This window comes from Thermoleptolyngbya sp. PKUAC-SCTB121 (genome assembly GCF_016919485.1).
In the GTDB taxonomy this organism is placed as follows: Bacteria; Cyanobacteriota; Cyanobacteriia; order Elainellales; family Elainellaceae; genus Thermoleptolyngbya; species Thermoleptolyngbya sichuanensis.
This window is the reverse complement of record NZ_CP070366.1, coordinates 2,906,015-2,924,811: the sequence shown is the minus strand read 5'-3', so window position 1 is coordinate 2,924,811 and position 18,797 is coordinate 2,906,015. Positions and strand designations below refer to the sequence as shown.

18 protein-coding genes and 1 pseudogene are annotated in these 18,797 nt (G+C 56.8%); 16 read left to right on the top strand and 3 right to left on the bottom strand.

Going from position 1 to position 18,797, the window contains the following annotated elements:
• Positions 1 to 64 precede the first annotated feature (64 nt).
• From carA to JTM80_RS23045, 3 genes are read left to right on the top strand one after another with little or no spacing between them, the layout of a single operon-like run.
• The gene (carA, locus tag JTM80_RS11990; RefSeq protein ID WP_172356361.1) at positions 65 to 1,207 is read left to right on the top strand and encodes a glutamine-hydrolyzing carbamoyl-phosphate synthase small subunit; all 1,143 of its coding nucleotides are present in this window, start codon (positions 65 to 67) and stop codon (positions 1,205 to 1,207) included.
• A gap of 20 nt (positions 1,208 to 1,227) precedes the next feature.
• The gene (locus JTM80_RS23050) at positions 1,228 to 1,845 is read left to right on the top strand and encodes an MFS transporter (RefSeq protein WP_205369489.1); all 618 of its coding nucleotides are present in this window, start codon (positions 1,228 to 1,230) and stop codon (positions 1,843 to 1,845) included.
• A gap of 52 nt (positions 1,846 to 1,897) precedes the next feature.
• Positions 1,898 to 2,509: a sugar MFS transporter gene (locus JTM80_RS23045; protein WP_205369488.1), complete on the top strand. Its 612-nt coding sequence runs from the start codon at positions 1,898 to 1,900 to the stop codon at positions 2,507 to 2,509.
• Between the two features lie 10 nt (positions 2,510 to 2,519).
• Here JTM80_RS23045 and JTM80_RS11975 read toward each other — a convergent pair whose 3' ends face one another.
• Complete coding sequence (locus tag JTM80_RS11975) at positions 2,520 to 3,692, bottom strand: tetratricopeptide repeat protein (protein WP_205369486.1); 1,173 nt, start codon at positions 3,690 to 3,692, stop codon at positions 2,520 to 2,522.
• A gap of 1,365 nt (positions 3,693 to 5,057) precedes the next feature.
• On the opposite strand from JTM80_RS11975, the gene JTM80_RS11970 reads away from it, so the two are divergent.
• The 9 genes from JTM80_RS11970 to JTM80_RS11930 all read left to right on the top strand — a co-directional run bounded on the left by JTM80_RS11970 (position 5,058) and on the right by JTM80_RS11930 (position 12,846).
• Complete coding sequence (locus JTM80_RS11970) at positions 5,058 to 6,494, top strand: DUF2927 domain-containing protein (RefSeq protein WP_172357845.1); 1,437 nt, start codon at positions 5,058 to 5,060, stop codon at positions 6,492 to 6,494.
• Between the two features lie 436 nt (positions 6,495 to 6,930).
• Entirely contained in the window at positions 6,931 to 7,071 is a 141-nt protein-coding gene (gene rpmH, locus JTM80_RS11965; RefSeq protein WP_084782327.1) for a 50S ribosomal protein L34, read from the top strand.
• A 129-nt stretch (positions 7,072 to 7,200) separates the two neighbouring features.
• Positions 7,201 to 7,671: a ribonuclease P protein component gene (rnpA, locus tag JTM80_RS11960; protein ID WP_205369484.1), complete on the top strand. Its 471-nt coding sequence runs from the start codon at positions 7,201 to 7,203 to the stop codon at positions 7,669 to 7,671.
• The gene (locus JTM80_RS11955; RefSeq protein WP_172357849.1) at positions 7,643 to 8,026 is read left to right on the top strand and encodes a PH domain-containing protein; all 384 of its coding nucleotides are present in this window, start codon (positions 7,643 to 7,645) and stop codon (positions 8,024 to 8,026) included. Before rnpA ends, JTM80_RS11955 begins: the two co-directional genes overlap by 29 nt.
• Positions 8,027 to 8,328: 302 nt before the next feature.
• Entirely contained in the window at positions 8,329 to 9,471 is a 1,143-nt protein-coding gene (gene yidC, locus JTM80_RS11950; protein WP_172357851.1) for a membrane protein insertase YidC, read from the top strand.
• 3 nt (positions 9,472 to 9,474) lie between these two features.
• A complete protein-coding gene (locus JTM80_RS11945; protein ID WP_172357853.1) occupies positions 9,475 to 9,963 on the top strand; it encodes a R3H domain-containing nucleic acid-binding protein in 489 nt (162 codons plus the stop codon).
• A 170-nt stretch (positions 9,964 to 10,133) separates the two neighbouring features.
• Positions 10,134 to 10,649: a DUF177 domain-containing protein gene (locus tag JTM80_RS11940; RefSeq protein ID WP_228721648.1), complete on the top strand. Its 516-nt coding sequence runs from the start codon at positions 10,134 to 10,136 to the stop codon at positions 10,647 to 10,649.
• A gap of 40 nt (positions 10,650 to 10,689) precedes the next feature.
• A complete protein-coding gene (locus JTM80_RS11935) occupies positions 10,690 to 12,201 on the top strand; it encodes an AAA family ATPase (RefSeq protein WP_172357855.1) in 1,512 nt (503 codons plus the stop codon).
• Positions 12,202 to 12,399: 198 nt separating this feature from the next.
• On the top strand, positions 12,400 to 12,846 hold the full coding sequence (locus JTM80_RS11930) for an SH3 domain-containing protein (RefSeq protein ID WP_205369482.1): 447 nt from the start codon (positions 12,400 to 12,402) through the stop codon (positions 12,844 to 12,846).
• A gap of 165 nt (positions 12,847 to 13,011) precedes the next feature.
• Here the strand turns inward: JTM80_RS11930 and JTM80_RS11925 are convergent, their stop codons facing one another.
• Positions 13,012 to 13,926 (bottom strand): DnaJ domain-containing protein, encoded by a 915-nt coding sequence (locus JTM80_RS11925; RefSeq protein ID WP_172357859.1) that lies wholly within the window; start codon positions 13,924 to 13,926, stop codon positions 13,012 to 13,014.
• Positions 13,927 to 14,657: 731 nt separating this feature from the next.
• Here JTM80_RS11925 and JTM80_RS11920 point away from each other — a divergent pair.
• The 3 genes from JTM80_RS11920 to fabG all read left to right on the top strand — a co-directional run bounded on the left by JTM80_RS11920 (position 14,658) and on the right by fabG (position 16,446).
• Entirely contained in the window at positions 14,658 to 15,047 is a 390-nt protein-coding gene (locus JTM80_RS11920; RefSeq protein WP_172359026.1) for an NINE protein, read from the top strand.
• A gap of 60 nt (positions 15,048 to 15,107) precedes the next feature.
• Positions 15,108 to 15,650 carry a ComEA family DNA-binding protein gene (locus tag JTM80_RS11915; RefSeq protein ID WP_172357861.1) on the top strand — a complete coding sequence of 181 codons (543 nt, stop codon included), beginning with the start codon at positions 15,108 to 15,110 and terminating at the stop codon, positions 15,648 to 15,650.
• A gap of 97 nt (positions 15,651 to 15,747) precedes the next feature.
• Positions 15,748 to 16,446 carry a 3-oxoacyl-ACP reductase FabG gene (gene fabG / locus JTM80_RS11910; RefSeq protein ID WP_172359027.1) on the top strand — a complete coding sequence of 233 codons (699 nt, stop codon included), beginning with the start codon at positions 15,748 to 15,750 and terminating at the stop codon, positions 16,444 to 16,446.
• 5 nt (positions 16,447 to 16,451) lie between these two features.
• Here the strand turns inward: fabG and truB are convergent, their stop codons facing one another.
• Positions 16,452 to 17,351: a tRNA pseudouridine(55) synthase TruB gene (truB, locus tag JTM80_RS11905; RefSeq protein ID WP_172357863.1), complete on the bottom strand. Its 900-nt coding sequence runs from the start codon at positions 17,349 to 17,351 to the stop codon at positions 16,452 to 16,454.
• Positions 17,352 to 18,026: 675 nt separating this feature from the next.
• Between truB and JTM80_RS11900 the strand changes: the two are divergent.
• Positions 18,027 to 18,605: pseudogene (locus JTM80_RS11900) on the top strand (nitrate ABC transporter ATP-binding protein); the annotation flags it as partial.
• Positions 18,606 to 18,797: the final 192 nt, after the last annotated feature.

Below are 18,797 nucleotides of genomic sequence, written 5' to 3'. Positions count from 1 at the left end.
ATTACAAACCGATGATCCCGGTGTATGATTTGCTGGAATTTTGGTCTTGTTTGGGAGAAGGGATATGGGTTTGGTAACGGCTCCCCCGGCGCTGCTGGTGTTGGCGGATGGCACGGTGTTTCGCGGGTTTTCCTTTGGCGCGGCGGGCACCAGCATCGGCGAGGTGGTGTTCAACACGGGTATGACGGGATATCAAGAAGTCCTGACTGATCCCAGCTATCGCGGGCAGATTGTCACCTTTACCTATCCCGAACTAGGCAATACGGGGGTGAACCCGGAGGATGAGGAATCGGCGGGGCCTCAGGTGAAGGGGGCGATCGCCCGCAATATCTGCCCCCGTCCGAGCAACTGGCGCTCCACCCAATCCCTCCCAGACTACCTCAAGCAGCACCACATTCCGGGCATCTACGGCATCGACACCCGTGCCCTCACCCGCAAGCTGCGCTCCGTCGGCGCGATGAATGGCGGCCTCTCCACCGAAATTCTCGACCCGGCGGAATTGCTGATGCAGGTGCAGGAAGCCCCCAGCATGGCCGGGCTAAACCTGGTCAAGGACGTGACCACGCGGGAAATTTACGAATGGAGCGAGCCGACCCCGCCAGAGTGGGAATTTAGCGAAGGCGTAGCAAAATCGCCAGAGCCGCTGACCGTGGTCGCAATTGACTTTGGCGTAAAGCGCAATATTCTACGGCGGCTGGCCAGCTACGGCTGCCGGGTGATTGTTGTGCCTGCCGACACGCCGCCCGAAACCATCCTGAGCTACAACCCGGACGGCATTTTCCTGTCTAACGGGCCGGGCGACCCCGCCGCCAACACCGACGGCATTGAAACCACCAAAGCCTTGCTCAAGGCCCAAAAGCCTGTCTTTGGCATCTGCATGGGCCACCAGATTCTCGGTCTGTCGATGGGCGGCGAGTCCTTCAAGCTCAAGTTTGGCCATCGCGGGCTAAACCAGCCAGCGGGCTTGCGGCAAAAGGTGGAAATTACCAGCCAGAATCACGGCTTTGCCATCGCCCAGGAGTCGCTCCCCGATGCCGAGGTAGAAATTACCCACCTGAACCTGAACGATCGCACGGTGGCTGGCCTGCGCCATAAGACGCTGCCGATGTTCTCGGTGCAATATCACCCCGAAGCCAGCCCCGGCCCCCACGATGCCGATTATCTGTTTGAGCAGTTTGTTCGCCAGATGCGCGAGAGCAAGGCATAGACCTCGTTTCAGGATCTCTCATGGCGCAACTGTCTTCTCAGCCATCTCCGCGCTGGATTGGGGTGGCGCTCGCCTTCTATGCCTTCATTGCCATTGGCATTGCCGAGGGCGGGCTGGGGGTGCTGCTGCCGTCGATTTTGCAGGAATATAGCCTAACAACCGCCAGCGTCACGCTGCTATTCGTCAGCCAGATTACAGGCTACATTTTTGCAGCGTTTACCAGCAGCCTGATCAGCAGCAGACTGGGGCTGGCGCGGATGCTGCTGATGGCGGCGGGCACGCTGACGCTGGCGCTGGCGATTTATGCGACCTCGCCCGTGTGGGGACTGATGGTGGCAGCCGGGACGCTGCTGGGGCTGGGCATTGGGCTGATCGACGCGGGCGTAAACACCTACATCGTGCAGGACGAACGCGGCGCATCGCTGATCGGCACGCTGCATGGGTTTTACGGCGTGGGGGCGCTGTCGGGCCCGGCGATCGCCACGACGCTGCTAGCGATGGGGATGACCTGGCGACAGGTGTATGTCGTGCTGACGGGGGTGGTGGGGCTGCTGATTGTGGCGCTGCTGGCGGTGTTGGTGATTCGCTATCCGCCGATGCATCTTCGAGGTGTGGCCACCTCCGAAGGAGCGAGCTGAACGCCCAAATCATCAGTGCCCGCCGCTACGATATAGCGTGCATCTTCGAGGTGTGGCCACCTCCGAAGGAGCGAGTGCGGCGCAAAATCTGGGGCGATCGCTGCGGCATCCGGCGGTTCTGCTGACGGGGCTACTGCTGCTGGTCTACGTGGGCACGGAAGCGGCGATCGGCAATTGGGCCTACACCGTGCAATCCGTCGGGCGCAGCATGTCCCCCATGGCCGCGGGCTACGGTGTGGCGGCCTACTGGCTGGGGCTAACGGTGGGGCGGTTTGGTTTGGACTATTGTTTGCGACGGGTGGGGGCCGTGCGGATGATCAGCCTGTCGCTGACGCTGTTGCTGATTGGGCTATTCGCCTGGTGGCAATTGCCCGATCAGTGGCTCAGCCTGCCGATGATTGGGTTGGCGCTGGCGGCGATTTTTCCAGCGACGATCTGGCTGGTTCCCCGGCGGTTGCCTGCGGAACTCGTCCCCGGCGGCATTAGTTTTGCCACCAGTGCGGCCAGCTTTGGCGCGGCGATTATTCCCACCAGCGCGGGCTGGATTGCCAATGCCACTAGTCTAGAGAGCATTCCGGTGCTAATGCTGCCGCTGGCGATCGCCATGATTTTGATCCACCTCTGGCTGGTGCAGCACAGTCCGAGCGATCGCTCGTTGAGCTAGCAACCTACGGCTAAATCGCAAATCCCATTTCCTTTAGCCCCTGCCGCAGCCGCTCTGCCTGCTCTGGATTGGACTGGGAATGCAGGGCGATCGCCCGCCCAAAGGAGGCCAGCCCCGATTCCACCTGCCCCAGCTTGATCAGCGCCACGCCCAGATTTTGGTGTGCCTCGGCGTGGTCGGGCTGGAGCCGAATCGCTTCCTGATAATGGGTCACAGCGTTGGTAATTTGTCCCTGCGCCCGCAGCGTCGTGCCCAGGTTGTAGTGTCCGGCGGCAAAGTTGGGGTCGATGGCCAGGCAGTGTTCATAAAGCTGGCGGGCAGTGGACAGATCGCCTGCGGTTTTGCACAAGCTGCCCAGGTTGTTGTATGCGCCCAGCTTCAGCGGCTCCAGCACGGGTTGTTGCAGCGCGGCCTGATACTGCTGTGCGGCTTGCTCTAGCTGGTTTAGCCGCGAAAAGGCAATGCCCAGATGATAGTGCAGCTCATAGCGCACAGGCGCATCGAGTTGGGGCGATTTTAGCCCCTGCTGCAAAAGCTGGATGCCGCGCTCCACCTCGCCCATTTGCACATACAGCGCCCCCAGCTTGCTGCACTCGTAGGGGTCGTCGGGATGGGCCTGCCAATAGCCCTCCATGACGGTTCGCGCTTTTTCCAGCTTGTCGCGCCGGGCGATTGCCACGGGATCATAGCCATCGTGCAAAATCGCCACCTGCGGCAAGTCCACAATGCCCCAGCCCGGTTCCTGCTGTCGCAGCGCCGCCACCGCATCGTCAATCGTGGCGTGATAGGGTCGCGCAAAGGTCACGGCTGGATGCCGCCGAAATAGCCGCGACACCAGCGAATAGGGCGATTGCACTGCGCCCACCTCCTGCCGCAGCAGATTGATCACCAGCGTTTGGTCATGCTGCATCGCCTGCTGCATCCTCGGTACGCAATCCGCCACCAGCGTTTCGTCGGCATCCAGCACCAGCACCCAGTCACCTGTGGCGTGGCGCAGCGACTCGTTGCGGGCGATCGCAAAGTCATTTTGCCAGGGGGTAGAAAATACCTTTGCCCCAAAGGATTGGGCGATCGCCACCGTATCATCCACCGACCCAGTATCGACCACGATTAGCTCGTCGGCCACGGTCGCCACGCTCTGCAAACAGCGCCCCAACCGCTCTGCCTCATCGCGCACAATCATGCAAAGGCTTAGCTTTGGTTTCACCGATTTTTCCCCTTTGCACCAACGCCTAAAGGAATGCCTAGAAAGAATGTCTGCCAAAAATGCCCGCAAAGAATGTCCACAGAAGGCTTACTCAAGCCCGTCAATCGGTCGTTGATCGCGACACCTTTTGATCCTAACTTAGGGCAGCCGTGCCATCGATGACGTTGGGGACGGATCTCCGCACGGTTCTATATAGTACAAAAGTACGATAAAATGTCAAAGCTGATTTAATAATGCTGACCAAAATGATTTAATAATGCTGACCAAAATATTGACCAACAGGCTTGCCGAAAAGTAAAACCCTGCTCTCGCCTGATCCGGCTAAAACCACGGGATGTGCAACTTTAGCCGATCCCCCTCCCCTTTTTCTGGGATGCTGAAGGCTTTAAGCCCTCTCCCAGAGCAGGATAGAGACTTCGAGCTTCTCTTGCTCCCCTTCTCCCAAGTCGGGAGAAGGGGTTGGGGAATGAGGGCAAATTGAAAGTTGCACATCACGTAAAACCTGTTTTGCCAACGGATTCTTGGAGGATGTTTGAAAAGTTCTACTGTTTGTAGCAAAGCGTGCAAGATCCCCCTAAATCCCCCTTAAAAAGGGGGACTTTAAGGTGGTTTCCCCCCTTTTTAAGAGCTAATTTATGAAGCAAATCTTAAGAAGCCTGAAACTCTTGGCATGTGTGGCTTTGAGGTCATGTTTGCCCAGGAAAAGCGGTTTCTCGGAAATCCTTGATTAACAAGGCTTTCAGAGCTAATTTATGAAGCAAATCTTAAGAAGCCTGAAACTCTTGGCATGTGTGGCTTTGAGGTCATGTTTGCCCAGGGAAAGCGGTTTCTCGGAAATCCTTGATTAACAAGGCTTTCAGGCTCCTTTACAAATTAGCTCTCAGGCTCCTTTACAAATTAGCTCTAAGGGGGGCTAAGGGGGGATCTCTGAGTGCCTAACATTACAGGCGATACCTTTTCAAACACCCTCTTAGAAAATTATGGGGAATATATAGTGGAGAACTGCGTATTTCCGCCAAATTGCCGCCAAATTGCAACCGAATTAATATCGAATTTTCTGCAAATCGCTCACCGTCTCCATTCTTGCGGAATCAGGAACCCGCTGTTGCGGCTTACAGTCCTGTCATAAAACCTCTCTAAGAGGCTAAGACATTTTCATTAAAGACTACTCGTAAGAGACTACCCGTAAAGCTCATCAACAGCGCAAACCCTTGAGTGAGCCAGGGTGGTCTTGTAGCACGGCGATCGCCTCTTATTCAGCATCGCCAGCGGCTTGGTTCGCAAAACGCATCTGCCTTGCATGGTTCGGTCTGGTCCCTCACGTTGCTTCGGAAGCGATTCATGAATATTCCATTTCCTCTCAGTTTGGCGGCATTTAGCCTAGTGGCGCTTGGGGTCACACAGGCCCTTGGCTCCCAGGGCCATACCCCCTCCGTAGAACCGGGCATCCACCTGCTCAGCAGCACTGCCACCGTCGCCTCAGGCAGAAGCGGAATGCTGAGTGCCCGTGATCCGCAGGCGTTGATCAACATCCGCGTCAGCCCCGGTGTGCAATCCAGACTCGTGTTTACGGGAACCCCCAACACGCCCGTCATGATTCTTCAGGAAGCCCCCGGCGGAGATGGGTTTACCTGGTATCAGGTGCGGCTGGGCAACGGCGTAGAGGGCTGGGTGCGGGGCGACTTGGTGCGCGTAACGGCGGGTTCTGGGGCGATCGCCTCCTCGCCTGCTGCACCGCACCCCCCCGCCCAGCAAGCCGCAGGTTTCCAGAATGCCGCGGCCGATGCACCAATCTACGACCCGTCCTCTGGGGTGCTGATGCGTCCTGGAACCCGCCCGGAAGCGAGTGCGCCCAATCGCGGCGATTTGCCCAGCCCCATGTCTAATCTGCCTGCATATAATCCGTCTGTCCAACCCGTGCCGCCTGCCAGCGTGCCAACCAATGGGCAGACCAATCTCCCGCGCTATTCGCGTGAAGTCGTGGTCGATCAGCAGGGACAGCGCGACATCACCCAGGGAACGGCGAACCCTGCGGTGAACCAACCCCTACCCAGCCCCACTCCCCCCAATTCGCCAGGACTGGTGGATCGCATCGTGGATGGGATTAGTGCCATTGGCGATCGCGTGGGTGCGATTCTAAACCCTGGGCCAGCCCCCCTAGCAATCACGCAAGCAGACATTGATTACTTCACGGAAGTCGCGCTTGGCTCGGAATGGGGAAATAGTGCGCCGCTAATTCGTAGATGGAATACAAACTTGAGAATTCGCGTCACGGGAACACGCACTGCTGAGGATGACGCGACGATTCGCCAAGTGATGCAAGAATTAAACGACCTACTCCACGGCAGCGGCGTGCAGCTAGTCCACGACGATCGCAACCCGAATGTCGAGATTATTTACGCACCAGAAAGCCAGTTCCGCCAGCTAGAACCTAACTATGTGCCAGGGAATTTAGGCTTTTTCTGGGTGCGCTGGAATAGTAGCGTCATCAACTATGCCCGCATTTTGATTACCAATACAAACCGCGTCACGCAGCGAGAACGGAGCCACTTGCTGCGGGAAGAACTGACTCAGGTCTTGGGTTTGATGCGCGACTCCAATCGCTATCCCAACAGCATTTTCTATCAGGGCTGGACGGATGTGACCGAGTATGCCGAAATCGATCGCACGCTGATTCGGATGCTCTACCATCCCCAACTTCGACCCGGTATGACGCAATCGCAGGCCGTTGCCGTCCTGCAAACTCTAGCTGATCCACGCGCCGCCAGAACCCGCTAGCGAGGTTTCCTTAATCCTGCCGGGGCAAAGCCTGGAGAACTGCATGAATCCTATTACCTGTGAGTCCTATTGCCTCAGGATCTACTGCGATAAGTTTTCTGGGTTTTGGAGGATTTCTCGCGGGCTGCGCCCGCGAGAAATCCTCCAACCGCGTAAGTCCTATGCCCACAAAGCACAGAGACAAGCGGGGGACGATTGAGCCTGAAGAAGGGATGAAGTTCTCTAGAAGTTGTTTAACCTCTCCGGATGCTCTATGTCCTCAGACGTAGAAACGAATGGTAGATGCACCCTGATTCAAGCCCTAGAGGTTCGCCTCTGGGGTTTTTTCTTTTGCGTTTGTCTTGCGTCCTCTGGAGAGTGATACAATAGCAGACCGTGGCTTTCGCAATTCACATTCTGTATCATCCCCTTCTGCAACGGTTGGAGAGCTAAAATTATGACGAAACGTACTCTGGGTGGAACCTCCCGCAAGCGCCGCCGCACTTCTGGCTTCCGCGCACGAATGCGTACCAAAAACGGGCAACGAGTGTTAAAAGCACGCCGTCGCAAAGGGCGGGTTCGTTTGTCTGTTTCCTAATCTCCACCTGCGTCCCGTCCAGATAGGGGTTTGAGCTAGCCACCAGTTTGCCTGGAGCTAGCTTGTTTGCGTATGGACTGATTGGGCTGGATTGGCTTATGGCTCACTGGCTTACGGAATAGATGTGTTGTGGCTCTCCCCAAAGTCCATCGACTTAAGCGTCGGCAGGAATTTAGCAAGGTTCACCAGTCCGGCGTGCGGCGCAGCACTCGCAACTTCACGCTACGCGCACTGCGCCAGGTTCCAGTCCACCAGAGAAAGCCCGGTTTGCCCGATTCTGATAGGTCTGATAGGAATGCGGTAGATGGCAATGCAGTAGACAGGAATACGGCAGAACCATTAGGGCGATCGCCCACGCGCATCGGCATCACGGTCAGCACCAAGGTCAGCAAGCGGGCCGTGGTTCGCAACCGCATCAAGCGGCGTATCCGGGCGGCTCTACGCGAGTTGCTGCCTGGGTTCGCAACGGGCTGGATGATTGTCGTCATCGTGCAACCCGTTGCAGTAAAGTGCAACTATAAAGAAATTCTGCAAGAATTAAAGCAGTTGCTGATAGAGGCCGAGGTGTTCGATGGGCATTCGGGAAGATGTGTACTATGAAGGCGGCCCCCACATCGGGGATTTGATCCTCAACTGCCTGCTGGGGCTGACAGTGGTGTGCCTGCCGCTGACGGTGGGAGCGATCGTTCGGGCCATCTGGCTCCGCTATCGGATTACCGACCGACGGATTTCCGTTACGGGTGGATGGATGGGGCGCGATCGCTCGGATGTCATCTATTCCGAAATGGCTAGCGTGGTTGCCGTACCTCGCGGGCTGGGCAGTTGGGGCGATATGGTTGTTACGCTGAAAGATGGCAGCCGTCTGGAGCTACGCGCCATGCCCAAGTTCCGGGAAGTTGCCAACTACATCAGCGAGCGGATCGCAGCCAAGGCCTCCAAAAAAGCCAGCACTTAGACTCGATAGATCCGACCCGATAGAATCCGAATTGTCAGACCTGTTGGATCAGCCAAAAGCTAACTCCCCATTCGCTTAGGCAATTTGCTCTTTAGGAATTGGGACAACTGCAACCAGACGTTCAATTCGGCTGCAATCGACTGGTTTTGCAGCGTACAATGATGTCTGGTTACGTCTGGTGATTACATCCAGTGAAGCTAAATGCGTAGCACTTAGCTAGTTTATTTCCGGATTGTTTCTAGATTGTTTCCAGGTTTAGTCACGCCGTAAACGTTCAGAGCCACAAGGTACCCACAAAGCACATGGATTTTGGTGTCGGTTTTCTCTCCAACAACGTCATGTTGCCGATCCTGGATTTCTTCTACGGGATCGTGCCAAGTTACGGGCTGGCTATTGTGGCTCTGACCCTGGTGATTCGATTTGCGCTGTATCCTCTCAGCGCTGGGTCAATCCGCAATATGCGCCGGATGCGGGTTGCCAACCCGGTGATGCAAAAGCGAGTTAAAGAAATTCAGGAACGCTATAAGGACGACCCTGCTAAGCAGCAGGAGGAAATGGGCAAGGTTTACAAAGAGTTTGGTAATCCCCTATCGGGCTGTTTGCCTGTGCTGGTGCAGATGCCCATCTTGTTTGCCCTGTTTGCGACGCTGCGGGGGTCGCCATTCTCAGACATTAACTACAATGTGAATTTGCAAGTTCTGCCACAGGAGCAAATTGAGCAGATTCAGCCCCAGGCATATACTACCAATCCCCAAAATATTTACGTTTCGGATGGTGTGCATGTCCCTGTGGCGGCGGTTGTTCCAGGCGGAACTCGTCTAGCAGTGGGTGAAAAAACTCGCATCGATTTCCAAACAACTGAGGGCAAGCCGCTGCGGGAAGTGCTGGCAGCGTACCCCGACACGATAATCGACCCGGTTTGGAAGGTGACTAAGGGCGCTGAAAATATCCAGATTGACGAAGACGGCAATATTCAAGCCATCAAGCCAGGGGATGTCACGATTCAGGGCACGGTGCAGGGTCTAGCGGCAAATAAGGGCTTTTTGTTTATCGACAAACTGGGTCGTGTGGGCGCGAGGGATGCCGACGGCACGATTCACTGGGACATCGTGGGTATGATCATTTTCTTTGGTCTGAGCCTGTATGTGAACCAGCTTTTGTCGGGTCAGGGCCCCAGCAACAATCCTCAGCAGGATACAGTGAACAAGTTGACCCCAGTGCTGTTTTCGGGAATGTTTCTGTTTTTCCCGCTGCCTGCGGGCGTGCTGATGTACATGGTGATTGCTAACATCTTCCAAACGCTGCAAACCTTTATTCTGTCGCGAGAGCCGCTGCCGGAGAATCTGCAAAAGATTTTGGATGAGCAGGAAAAGCAGTCGAGTGGAGATAGCGGGCGGGAAGCGCTGCCATTTGAGCCGGGACGTTCTAAGAAAAAGGCGGGATAGCAGATGGCAAGCGTGGAGCAACAGCGGCAGGGGCGCGAGTGGCTGAATCAGCTGTTGAGTCTGGCTACCTTGCCAGCCGCGGTGGATGCTGACGGTGTGGCCATTCGCGAGGATGAAAGCTGCTGGCTGACGATTTCGTCGGATGCGCTCTCGACTAAGCAGATTCAGGCATTGCAGGGCGATCGCGGCGAGGTGCTGGACTCGATCCAGTATTTGCTCAACACCACGCTAAACATGGGCAAGCCAGAGGGTGAGCAGCAGCCGTTTACGGTGGAGCTAGACGGATATCGCGATCGCCGTCAGGCGGAGTTGCTGGCCCTGGCCGAAGAGGCGGCGGCAAAGGTGCGCGAAACGGGGGAAGAGTTTGAGATGGTAGCGCTGTCGGCGGCTGAGCGGCGACAGGTACACACCTTTCTCAAAGACTATGAGGATCTGGAAACCTCCAGTCGTGGTCAGGAACCCGATCGCCGTCTGGTGGTGCGTCGAAAGTAGCTGGGTCAAAGGCTATCTGGCAGTTGCGTCTGGTTGGCAGTTGCTCCTAGCTAATAGTTGCTCTGGGAGCCGAGCCTCTTGAGTGGGGCGGCCCAGGCTACAGTGCCAGGACTGAGAACGGGTTATTCTTTCCGTAGCGTCAATCGCAATGAGTGCGAGAGGAGGCGGCTATGATGCAGGCAATTCATATTCCTCAACTGCTGAGGGCGGTCGAGCAGACTGAAACGATCGAGGTGCAAGATCACCTGCCCGACCTAGATACCTTAATGCCCGTGCAGGGCACGATTCGCGTGATGCACAAGGGCAACTATCTGGACGTGTCTGCAAAGGCGGAGGCGATTGTGACTCTGACGTGCGATCGCTGTTTGCAGCAATACAACCATCGCCTCTCGATCGACGTGTCGGAAATGATCTGGCTACAAGAGGCGACTTCCACAGCCGCAGAGGATTTGTTTGATCAGGATTTAAGCTCGACGGAGGGACTGATCGAGTCGCTGCCGCCGCGGGGCTATTTTGAGCCAGATCGGTGGCTCTACGAGCAGCTTTGTTTGGAAATTCCTCCGCGCAAGCTCTGCGACCCCAAGTGTGCAGGTATTGAGCTAAGCGACGAGTTGCCCGTGCCGACGGTGAATGTCGATCATCGATGGGCATCGCTAGAAGCCCTGAAAAAGCAAATGCTGAACTGAGTGCAGCAGATGAAACGAAGGGGGTTGGCAGGAACGAGGCATGAGTTTTGCAGAAGAGTTTGAACTGCTGCTGCGGGCCCGCTACCCGCTGATCTACGTGCCGACTCGCGAAGAGGAGCGCGTGGAAGGGGCGATCGCCCAGTGTGCCCAGCAGGGCAACCGCTCCTTTTACGTGTGGGATTTTGTCGATGGCTATCAGGGCAACCCCAACGATGCTGGCTCTGGCAAACGCAACCCGTTGCAGGCGCTGGAACTGGTCGAAAAGCTGCCGCCGACCGTTGCCGCAGTCTTTGTCCTGCGAGATTTTCACCGTTTTTTAGACGATGTAGCGGTTGCCCGCAAGCTCAAAAACCTGGCGCGATTGCTCAAGTCTCAGCCCAAAAATATTGTGCTGATTTCGCCACAGGTGACGATTCCCGATGACCTCAGCGACGTGCTGACGGTGCTGGACTTTCCTTTGCCCACCGCTAGCGAGATCCGACAAGAACTGGAGCGCCTGACGATGGCGACCGGGCGATCGCTCGATAGCCGGGTGTTGGATGATCTGGTGCGCTCCTGCCAAGGGTTGTCGATGGAGCGGATTCGGCGGGTGCTGGCGCGGGCGATCGCCACCCACGGCGAACTGCAAGCCGAAGACGTAGACCTGATCCTCGAAGAAAAGCGGCAGACGATCCGCCAGACGCAAATTCTCGACTTTTATCCCGCTACTGAGCGCATTTCCGACATTGGCGGGCTGGATAACCTGAAAGACTGGCTGCTGCGGCGCGGCGGTGCGTTTTCCGAAAAAGCCCGACAGTATGGATTGCCGCACCCCCGCGGGCTGCTGCTGGTGGGCATCCAGGGCACAGGGAAATCGCTGACGGCAAAGGCGATCGCCCACCACTGGCACCTGCCCCTGCTGCGGCTGGACGTGGGCCGCCTGTTTGCCGGACTGGTGGGCGAGTCCGAATCGCGCACCCGCCAGATGATTCAGCTTGCAGAGGCTCTAGCGCCCTGCGTCCTGTGGATCGACGAAATCGACAAAGCCTTTGCTGGGTTGGACGGACGCGGCGACTCAGGCACCAGCAACCGCGTCTTTGGGACGTTGATCACCTGGCTGGCAGAAAAAACCTCGCCTGTATTTGTAGTTGCAACCGCAAACGATATCGAGGCGCTGCCGCCCGAAATCAAGCGTCGGGGGCGGTTTGACGAGATTTTCTTTGTGGGGCTGCCCAGCCAGGAAGAGCGCAAAGCGATTTTTGAGGTACACTTAATGCGCTTGCGGCCGCACAATCTCCAAAGCTACGACCTAGAGCGGCTGGCGTATGAAACGCCGGAATTCTCTGGGGCAGAGATCGAGCAAATTCTGACCGAGGCAATGCATCTCGGCTTTAGCCAGGGACGCGACTTTACGACCGACGACGTGCTAGAAGCAGCCAGCCAGATGATTCCCCTAGCGCGGACTGCTCAAGAGCAAATCGAAAAGCTCCAGCGCTTTGCCGCCGAAGGGCGGGCCCGCCTGGCCTCTCGCCAAGGCAACTTGTTCCTGCGGCCCCAGTCCCAATCTTCCTAGCCTTGCTGTTAAATATCCTGCGGAGTTTTGTGTTCGTCCTCTGGCTGGCTCAGGTATCCTGCAAGAGTCCTTGAACAGTTTCCCGTCGAACAGTTTCCTGTCGAACAGTTTCCCACTCGAACAGTCTCCCGTCGAACAGTTTCCCGTCGAACAGTTTCCCACTCAAACAGTTTCCCCAAAGATTTTCAAGTTCCAAAGATGAGTCGCACTATGGGTTTGCAACGGCTGGCACAGGGCGTAATTGGGGTTTCGCTGGCGATCGCCATCCTGTTTTTCGCAGGGGTCAGCGCGGCCCGCTATCTAATCAACCGCCTCACCGAACTGCCGCCTCGACCCGTCTTCCCCAACGACACCGCTCCCCCCGGCGGCGCAGTGCCCGTTGCGGATGGTACCGTGCCCCCGCCAGACACCACACCTGTCCAAGCTGCCGCATCTGGAGAGGTCTACACTGCCCGCGTTCTTCCGGCAGTTGGGATTGTGCTGCGAGACGGCCCCAGCCTGGACTCCGCGCAAATTGGCGGCATCGACTATAACCAGGAAATCACCGTGCTGGAAACCAGCGCCGACGGTGGATGGCTGCGGGTGCGCCTGAACGACGGCAGCGAAGGCTGGGTCAAAGCGGGCAACACCGAGCGAATTCAGTAAACCTCTTGCGTGAATCGTTGGGCGGCACCGCCGCCCAACGATTCACGCTCTCAGAAAAGCATTTATGTAAGAGGTCTAGTAATCACGAGCTCGGCAGTCTTGCGGGTCTAATTTGCGGGACTAATTGAGCGGGACTAATTGCAGAGAGTCGCAGAGATTCAGAGATTAGCGCTTGCGGGCAAACAGCCCAAACAGTCCACCCCCTGGGTTTTCGGGCTTCGCGTTGGGCGCGTCGGGTGCTTCGAGGGGGATATTGAGCCGGGGCGCATAGCGCAGCGCTAGGGGGTCTTTGGGGTTGAGCTTGAGCGCCTGACGGCAGTGAACCTTTGCCATCGTGGGCAAGTCCTGCATCAAATAAGCCGCCGCCAGTAGCGAGTGATATTCGCTCTTTTTGGGGTCGATCTTGATGGCATCCTTCAGTTCGCGCACTGCCAGACCGGGATTATTCTTGCGGACATACTCCTGCGCTCGCTGGTAGTGGCGCTGAGCATAGTCGATGGCAGGCTTCTCGTCATCGGCAGGGGAAGCCGGAGAAAAGGTAGCAGGCGTGGGGGCAGCCGTGGACACAATCCCCGTGCGTTTTTCCCGAATAATCGGCTCGCCCATCTTGAGCCGCAGGTAAACGAGATTCAGTTCACCCAACTGCTCGGTGACGGACTCGAATCGATCCAGCGGGGTGTATTGCGTAGCGGCCAGATCAGTAACGGCTTGCTCATAAAACACGTCAATGTTGGCCAAAGACGTTTTGATGAGAGACTGGGCGATCGCGCTTTGGGGACGCATCGGCTCCTCTCGGCTCATGCGGCGCACCCGAAACCGAAGCAGCGCCAGATGCTCGGCCCGCCCTTTGTCTTGCTTAATTTTTTGATAAGTCGGGCTGACCAATCGCGCAAATAGCTGAGTAGCCAGTTCGCGATTGGCGGCTTCGGCCTGGGCAAAGCTGTCGGGATGCAGCAGCTTGGCGATCGCCCGATAGCGCTTGAGGACACGCCGCTCATCCGCAGTCACCGATAGCCCCAGCACCGCGTAGGGGTCGGTAAATTGCGTCAGCCAGTCGGGTGAAAAAGACCTCTGCGACATTCAAGTGCGTCTCTTCAGCAAAGTCGGATATCACATAAACCCTGGTAGAACAGCATGACTGTCTGCCCATTTCCTCTCATTTAGCCGTCGTTAGGCTCGGATGCACCGGAAGCAATCCCCAGGAACAAAGATTGAGCCATTGAAGTGACCTATCAACCCAGAGTTGACTCTTGACCTAGAGTTGACTCTGGGTTGGTCTGCCGCCGAGTTACCTCTTAGTAAAGGATAGCAGCCTCCTACCCGTATTTCTGGGGAGGACAACCCTCACTCACTCTGCCAGCAGGCGGCAGACACCTGCTCATGACGCAATTTTGTCCTGGTGAACTTCTAGAGTATCAGTATTTCTACGGGGGCTACGTTACCCCGGATACTGAATCTTGCCTTTACAAAGTGGGCAGGGGATGAAAATAGACTGTCTATCGACGGACAAGAGCAACCCTGGAATCGTTAGTAACAAAAGGTAGACGCGATACACAGCCTAAAAACTTACACAGAACTCAAAAGAATTCGGCCACTTGGGGCTTCTGAGTTGGGGGCTATCCAATATTATGGCGATTTCCGCAGGCGTGTCATAGGCCAAAGTACGGTAGTCCCATAGAGTCTTTTTGAGCATTCCGCAAAGACTTGATGAAGGTAGGTGGGCAGAAATCGTGTCCGCTGCCTACCAGAATCGATATCATGGAGAGGTTTTAGGAGTCCGCGAGTTCTCTGCGATCGCCCACATCCCAGCAATGCTCAGCCAAACCTATCCGTCCCGAAACCGCCGCACTGCTATTTTGCTCGCCCTGGCGGGTGTTGTTGTTCCTGGCCTACACAAGTTTTATCTGGGTCAGCGCGGCTGGGGGATTGCCTATCTCCTGTTCTTTTGGAGCGGTATTCCCAGAATTGCCAGTCTTTTTGAAGGCATTTGGTTTCTCGTGCAGGGGCAAACGGCGTTTGATGCGGCGTTTAACGGAGGATCTGCCCTACCACCCCAGCCCGCTGCACCCCGGATTGACCCGGCTCAGGTGGGGGCGATCGCCGATGCGCTACGCCAGCTCGACATGCTGCGGCAGGACGGCTTAATTTCTGAATACGAATTTGAGCAAAAGCGGCGACGGCTGCTCGATCAAATTGACTAATGCTCATGATTAATACTCAGACTAATACTCAATTGACTAGCACCCAATAGCAGGCAGGGAATGAGCGGAAACTGGTGGTCGATGGGCTTGAGGAATAGCGCCCAAGAAGCGCTGCGATCGCGCCTGGCCAAAGACCCCTACTACCGCTTTCAATCCGTAGAGGAGTTGCAGCTTGCGGCGCGGCTCGGCGTGGCGATTGACGTAAACCAGGCGAGCGTAGACGACTGGCTGCGGCTGCCAGGATTGTCGATTCACCAAGCGCGATCGCTCTCTACCCTCACCCAGTCTGGCGTTCAGCTTCACTGCCTAGAAGACATCGCCGCCGCCCTCAGCCTGCCCGTGCAGCGCCTCCGCCCGCTGGAACCTGTGCTGCAATTTTGCTACTACGACCCCGAAAGTCTTTGCGCCATCCAGCCCGCCAACCCCAACACTGCATCGCTGGAAGCGCTGATCCGCGTTCCTGCCATTGACCTATTTCTGGCACGGGCAATTTTGCAGCATCGCCAGCGCTACGGCCCGTATCGAAACCTGGCGGATTTTCAGCAGCGACTTGCCTTGCCGCCGGGACTGGTTGCCGAGCTAATGCACTATCTCCGGTTTTAATCCTGTTGTCATCTGGAGGCGCTACGCTTTTCAGCAGGTTTCGGAAATTATCAAAGAAGAAACATTAATAAACATTAAGCGAGAAGCGGCTATGAATTTGACAGGCAAGGAAGTGCTGTTAACAGGTGGCACAGGCGGGCTGGGACAGGGCGTAACGCCCGTTCTGCTGGCCCAGGGGGCAGCGTCAATCACCATTCCCTATATGAGCGCCCGTGAAGTGGAGCGGATGAAGGGGCTGTTGTCTCCGGCAGATTTGGCGCGGATTCGGTTTGTGTTGGCGAACCTGAACGATGAGCAGTCGGTGCAGCAGTTGGTAGATGGAATGCAGCGGGTGGATGCGGTGATTCATCTCGTCGGCGGATTTTCAATGGGGCCGACCCATGAATATGCCTATGACCAGTGGCAAAAAGATTTTGACCTGAACCTGGGCACGACGTTTTTGGTTTGTAAACACAGCCTGCGGCGGATGCTGGAGCAGGATTATGGGCGGATTGTCACGGTGGGGTCGCGGGGTGCAGTGGAACCGGGCGCACAGCTTGCGGCCTATTGCGCCTCCAAAGCGGGCGTAGTGGCACTGACGCGGGCGATCGCTGACGAGACGCGGGGCACGGGCATTACGGCCAACGTGGTCTTGCCCAGCATCATCGACACACCCGGAAACCGAGCCGCGATGGGGGCAGAAAACGCTGCCCAGTGGGTGAAGCCGGAATCGCTGGGACAGGTAATCTGCTTTTTGGCTTCGGAAGCAGCACGGGATCTGCGGGGTGCAGTGGTTCCAGTCTACGGCAACGTGTAGCGGCGCTAGTCCATCTGTCCTGCCAGCACCACCCACGGCACCAGGCAAATGCCTTGCTGCGTGGCGCGAAATTTGCCAATGCCCAGAACCGTATCGCGGTCATCTTGAACTCGCAGCGGCGCGTCGAGGTCGGTCACGGGGTCTGTGGCGATGGGCTGGCCCTGCGTCCAGCGAAGCGCATCAGGCGGGGGCAGCGGGATGGCGGGCAGGTGGGCAAGGGCGATCGCCGCCGAAATCGGTACGAAGGTTCCCGCTTCGACCTGTGCCGCTAGGTCTTCTAGCGTCAGGCTGGCTGCCAGGTCAAACCCGTGGCTCTGGGTGCGGATCAGGCTAGCCAGCGTGCCGCCCGTGCCCAGCAGGTTGCCCAGATCGCGGGCAATAGAGCGGATGTAGGTTCCGGCTCCGCAGGCGATCGCCAGTTCCGCTTCGGGACAATCGCCGGGTCGCCAGTCCAAGAGTTCAATCTGGTAAACCGTCACGGTTCGCACAGGTACGTCTACCGAAACGCCCGACCGCGCCAGGTTATAGAGCCGCTGGCCGCCGACCTGAATGGCGCTGTAGGCGGGCGGCATCTGCTGGATTGTGCCCAGAAACTTGGGCAATAGCGCTTCGACCCGATCGCGGGTGAGATGGGCGGCGGGGGTTTGGGTGAGGAGTTCGCCCTCCAGATCGTCTGTGGTCGTGGTGATGCCAAAGCGGGCGATCGCCCGATACGCCTTGTCCTGCCGCAAAAATTGCAGCAAGCGCGTGGCCCGACCCAGGGCGATCGGCAATACCCCCGTTGCCGCCGGATCAAGCGTACCGCCATGCCCTACGCGCTTCATCTTTAGCAGTCGCCGCACCCGCGCCACGCAGTCGTGGGAGGTCAGTCCGGCGGGCTTATGCAGGTTCAAAAAACCGTCCATCCAGGAATTCGCTCACTTTAGAGGACTTTCGGGGAAAAGCAGAGAGTTGCACAACCATAGTCTTAGAACTATGGTTGTATTCAGAATCATAAGTTTGTATATAGGATTCTCGCAAAAACAGAGTACACTCAATTCAACATCGAGAGTTGCACAGGCGCTACTGGCTTCGACCAGAGTTGCATAGCTATACCGATGGCTATCTCAATTCTTACTTGTCTTACCTGGTTTCGATTCGTATTCCCTAGCTTTGTCGATTCAGCCTGATGCTTGCTTTCTACAAGTATGGCAGGCCCTGGTTCTCAGGAAGGCAGAGCTAAGGAACCGTATGAACTTTCGCTATCGCTCGATCTATCACCTAGGCGATCGCCCAATCTCTCTACTCTGGACGTAGAGTGGCTTGGGTTGTGCTATCTCCATTCAGCTAAACGTTCAACCCAAAGTTCAACTCAGCGTTCACAAAGCGACGATCTTCGCAATCGTCTTAGGAGGTTCTATGTCTCATTTTTCTGGCTTGTCTCGTCGGAAGTTTTTATTCACCGCTGGTGTATCAGCGACCGGCGCAATCTTACTCAAAGGCTGCACTACGCCATCGTCTAACTCCACTGCGAGTTCTGGTGCATCGCCAGCAGCTAGCCCTGTCGCAGCCAACGATACGCCCGAAACTACCAAAGCCGTCCTTGGCTATCTCCTGGCCCCGATCGCATGGTGGTGCTTCAAAACTATTCGCTGTTGCCGTGGCTGACCGTGCGCGAAAACATTGCGCTGGCGGTGGGTGAGATTTTGACGGACATTCCCAAGGCGGAACGGCGATCGCTCATTGAGCGGCACATCAATCTGGTGGGGTTGCAGCACGCGGCAGACAAGCCTCCAGCGCAGCTTTCGGGCGGGATGAAGCAGCGAGTGGCGATCGCCCGCGCCCTAGCCACGCGCCCCGAAGTGCTGATTCTGGATGAACCCTTTGGCGCACTGGATGCCATCACCAAGGAGGAATTGCAGGAGGAACTGCTGACCATTTGGAATGGGCATCGCTGCACTGTGCTGATGATCACCCACGACATTGACGAGGCGCTGTTTCTAGCCGATCGCCTGGTGATGATGACCAACGGCCCGGCTGCGAATATCGACGAAATCCTCACGATTCCTTTTGCGCGTCCTAGAGATCGCGATCGCATTATGGAAGATCCGGAGTATTACAAACTGCGGAACTACGCGCTGGATTTCCTCTACAATCGCTTCGCCCACGATGATGTATAGAAGCCAGCCCGTGTAGAAGCGAGCCTGTGTAGAAGCCAGCGAGAAGGAGCGGGCATAGAAGCAAGAGAGAGCGTTCAACCGTTCACGCAATGGCAGTCTCCAGTCAGTCTGCTTCGGCTGCGGTTGTCCCCTATTTAGAAGGTGGGGTATGCTGCGACTAGGTTTTCGACCCATCTCCGGTTGGAAGCTTCT

Bases quoted from the DNA above. Each gene is read 5' to 3' on its own strand.
- carA (WP_172356361.1), top strand. From the start codon at position 65: ATGGGTTTGGTAACGGCTCCCCCGGCGCTGCTGGTGTTGGCGGATGGC.
- JTM80_RS23050 (WP_205369489.1), top strand. From the start codon at position 1,228: ATGGCGCAACTGTCTTCTCAGCCATCTCCGCGCTGGATTGGGGTGGCG.
- JTM80_RS11975 (WP_205369486.1), bottom strand. From the start codon at position 3,692: ATGATTGTGCGCGATGAGGCAGAGCGGTTGGGGCGCTGTTTGCAGAGC.
- JTM80_RS11970 (WP_172357845.1), top strand. From the start codon at position 5,058: ATGAATATTCCATTTCCTCTCAGTTTGGCGGCATTTAGCCTAGTGGCG.
- rpmH (WP_084782327.1), top strand. From the start codon at position 6,931: ATGACGAAACGTACTCTGGGTGGAACCTCCCGCAAGCGCCGCCGCACT.
- JTM80_RS11955 (WP_172357849.1), top strand. From the start codon at position 7,643: ATGGGCATTCGGGAAGATGTGTACTATGAAGGCGGCCCCCACATCGGG.
- yidC (WP_172357851.1), top strand. From the start codon at position 8,329: ATGGATTTTGGTGTCGGTTTTCTCTCCAACAACGTCATGTTGCCGATC.
- JTM80_RS11945 (WP_172357853.1), top strand. From the start codon at position 9,475: ATGGCAAGCGTGGAGCAACAGCGGCAGGGGCGCGAGTGGCTGAATCAG.
- JTM80_RS11940 (WP_228721648.1), top strand. From the start codon at position 10,134: ATGATGCAGGCAATTCATATTCCTCAACTGCTGAGGGCGGTCGAGCAG.
- JTM80_RS11935 (WP_172357855.1), top strand. From the start codon at position 10,690: ATGAGTTTTGCAGAAGAGTTTGAACTGCTGCTGCGGGCCCGCTACCCG.
- JTM80_RS11930 (WP_205369482.1), top strand. From the start codon at position 12,400: ATGAGTCGCACTATGGGTTTGCAACGGCTGGCACAGGGCGTAATTGGG.
- JTM80_RS11925 (WP_172357859.1), bottom strand. From the start codon at position 13,926: ATGTCGCAGAGGTCTTTTTCACCCGACTGGCTGACGCAATTTACCGAC.
- JTM80_RS11920 (WP_172359026.1), top strand. From the start codon at position 14,658: ATGCTCAGCCAAACCTATCCGTCCCGAAACCGCCGCACTGCTATTTTG.
- JTM80_RS11915 (WP_172357861.1), top strand. From the start codon at position 15,108: ATGAGCGGAAACTGGTGGTCGATGGGCTTGAGGAATAGCGCCCAAGAA.
- truB (WP_172357863.1), bottom strand. From the start codon at position 17,351: ATGGACGGTTTTTTGAACCTGCATAAGCCCGCCGGACTGACCTCCCAC.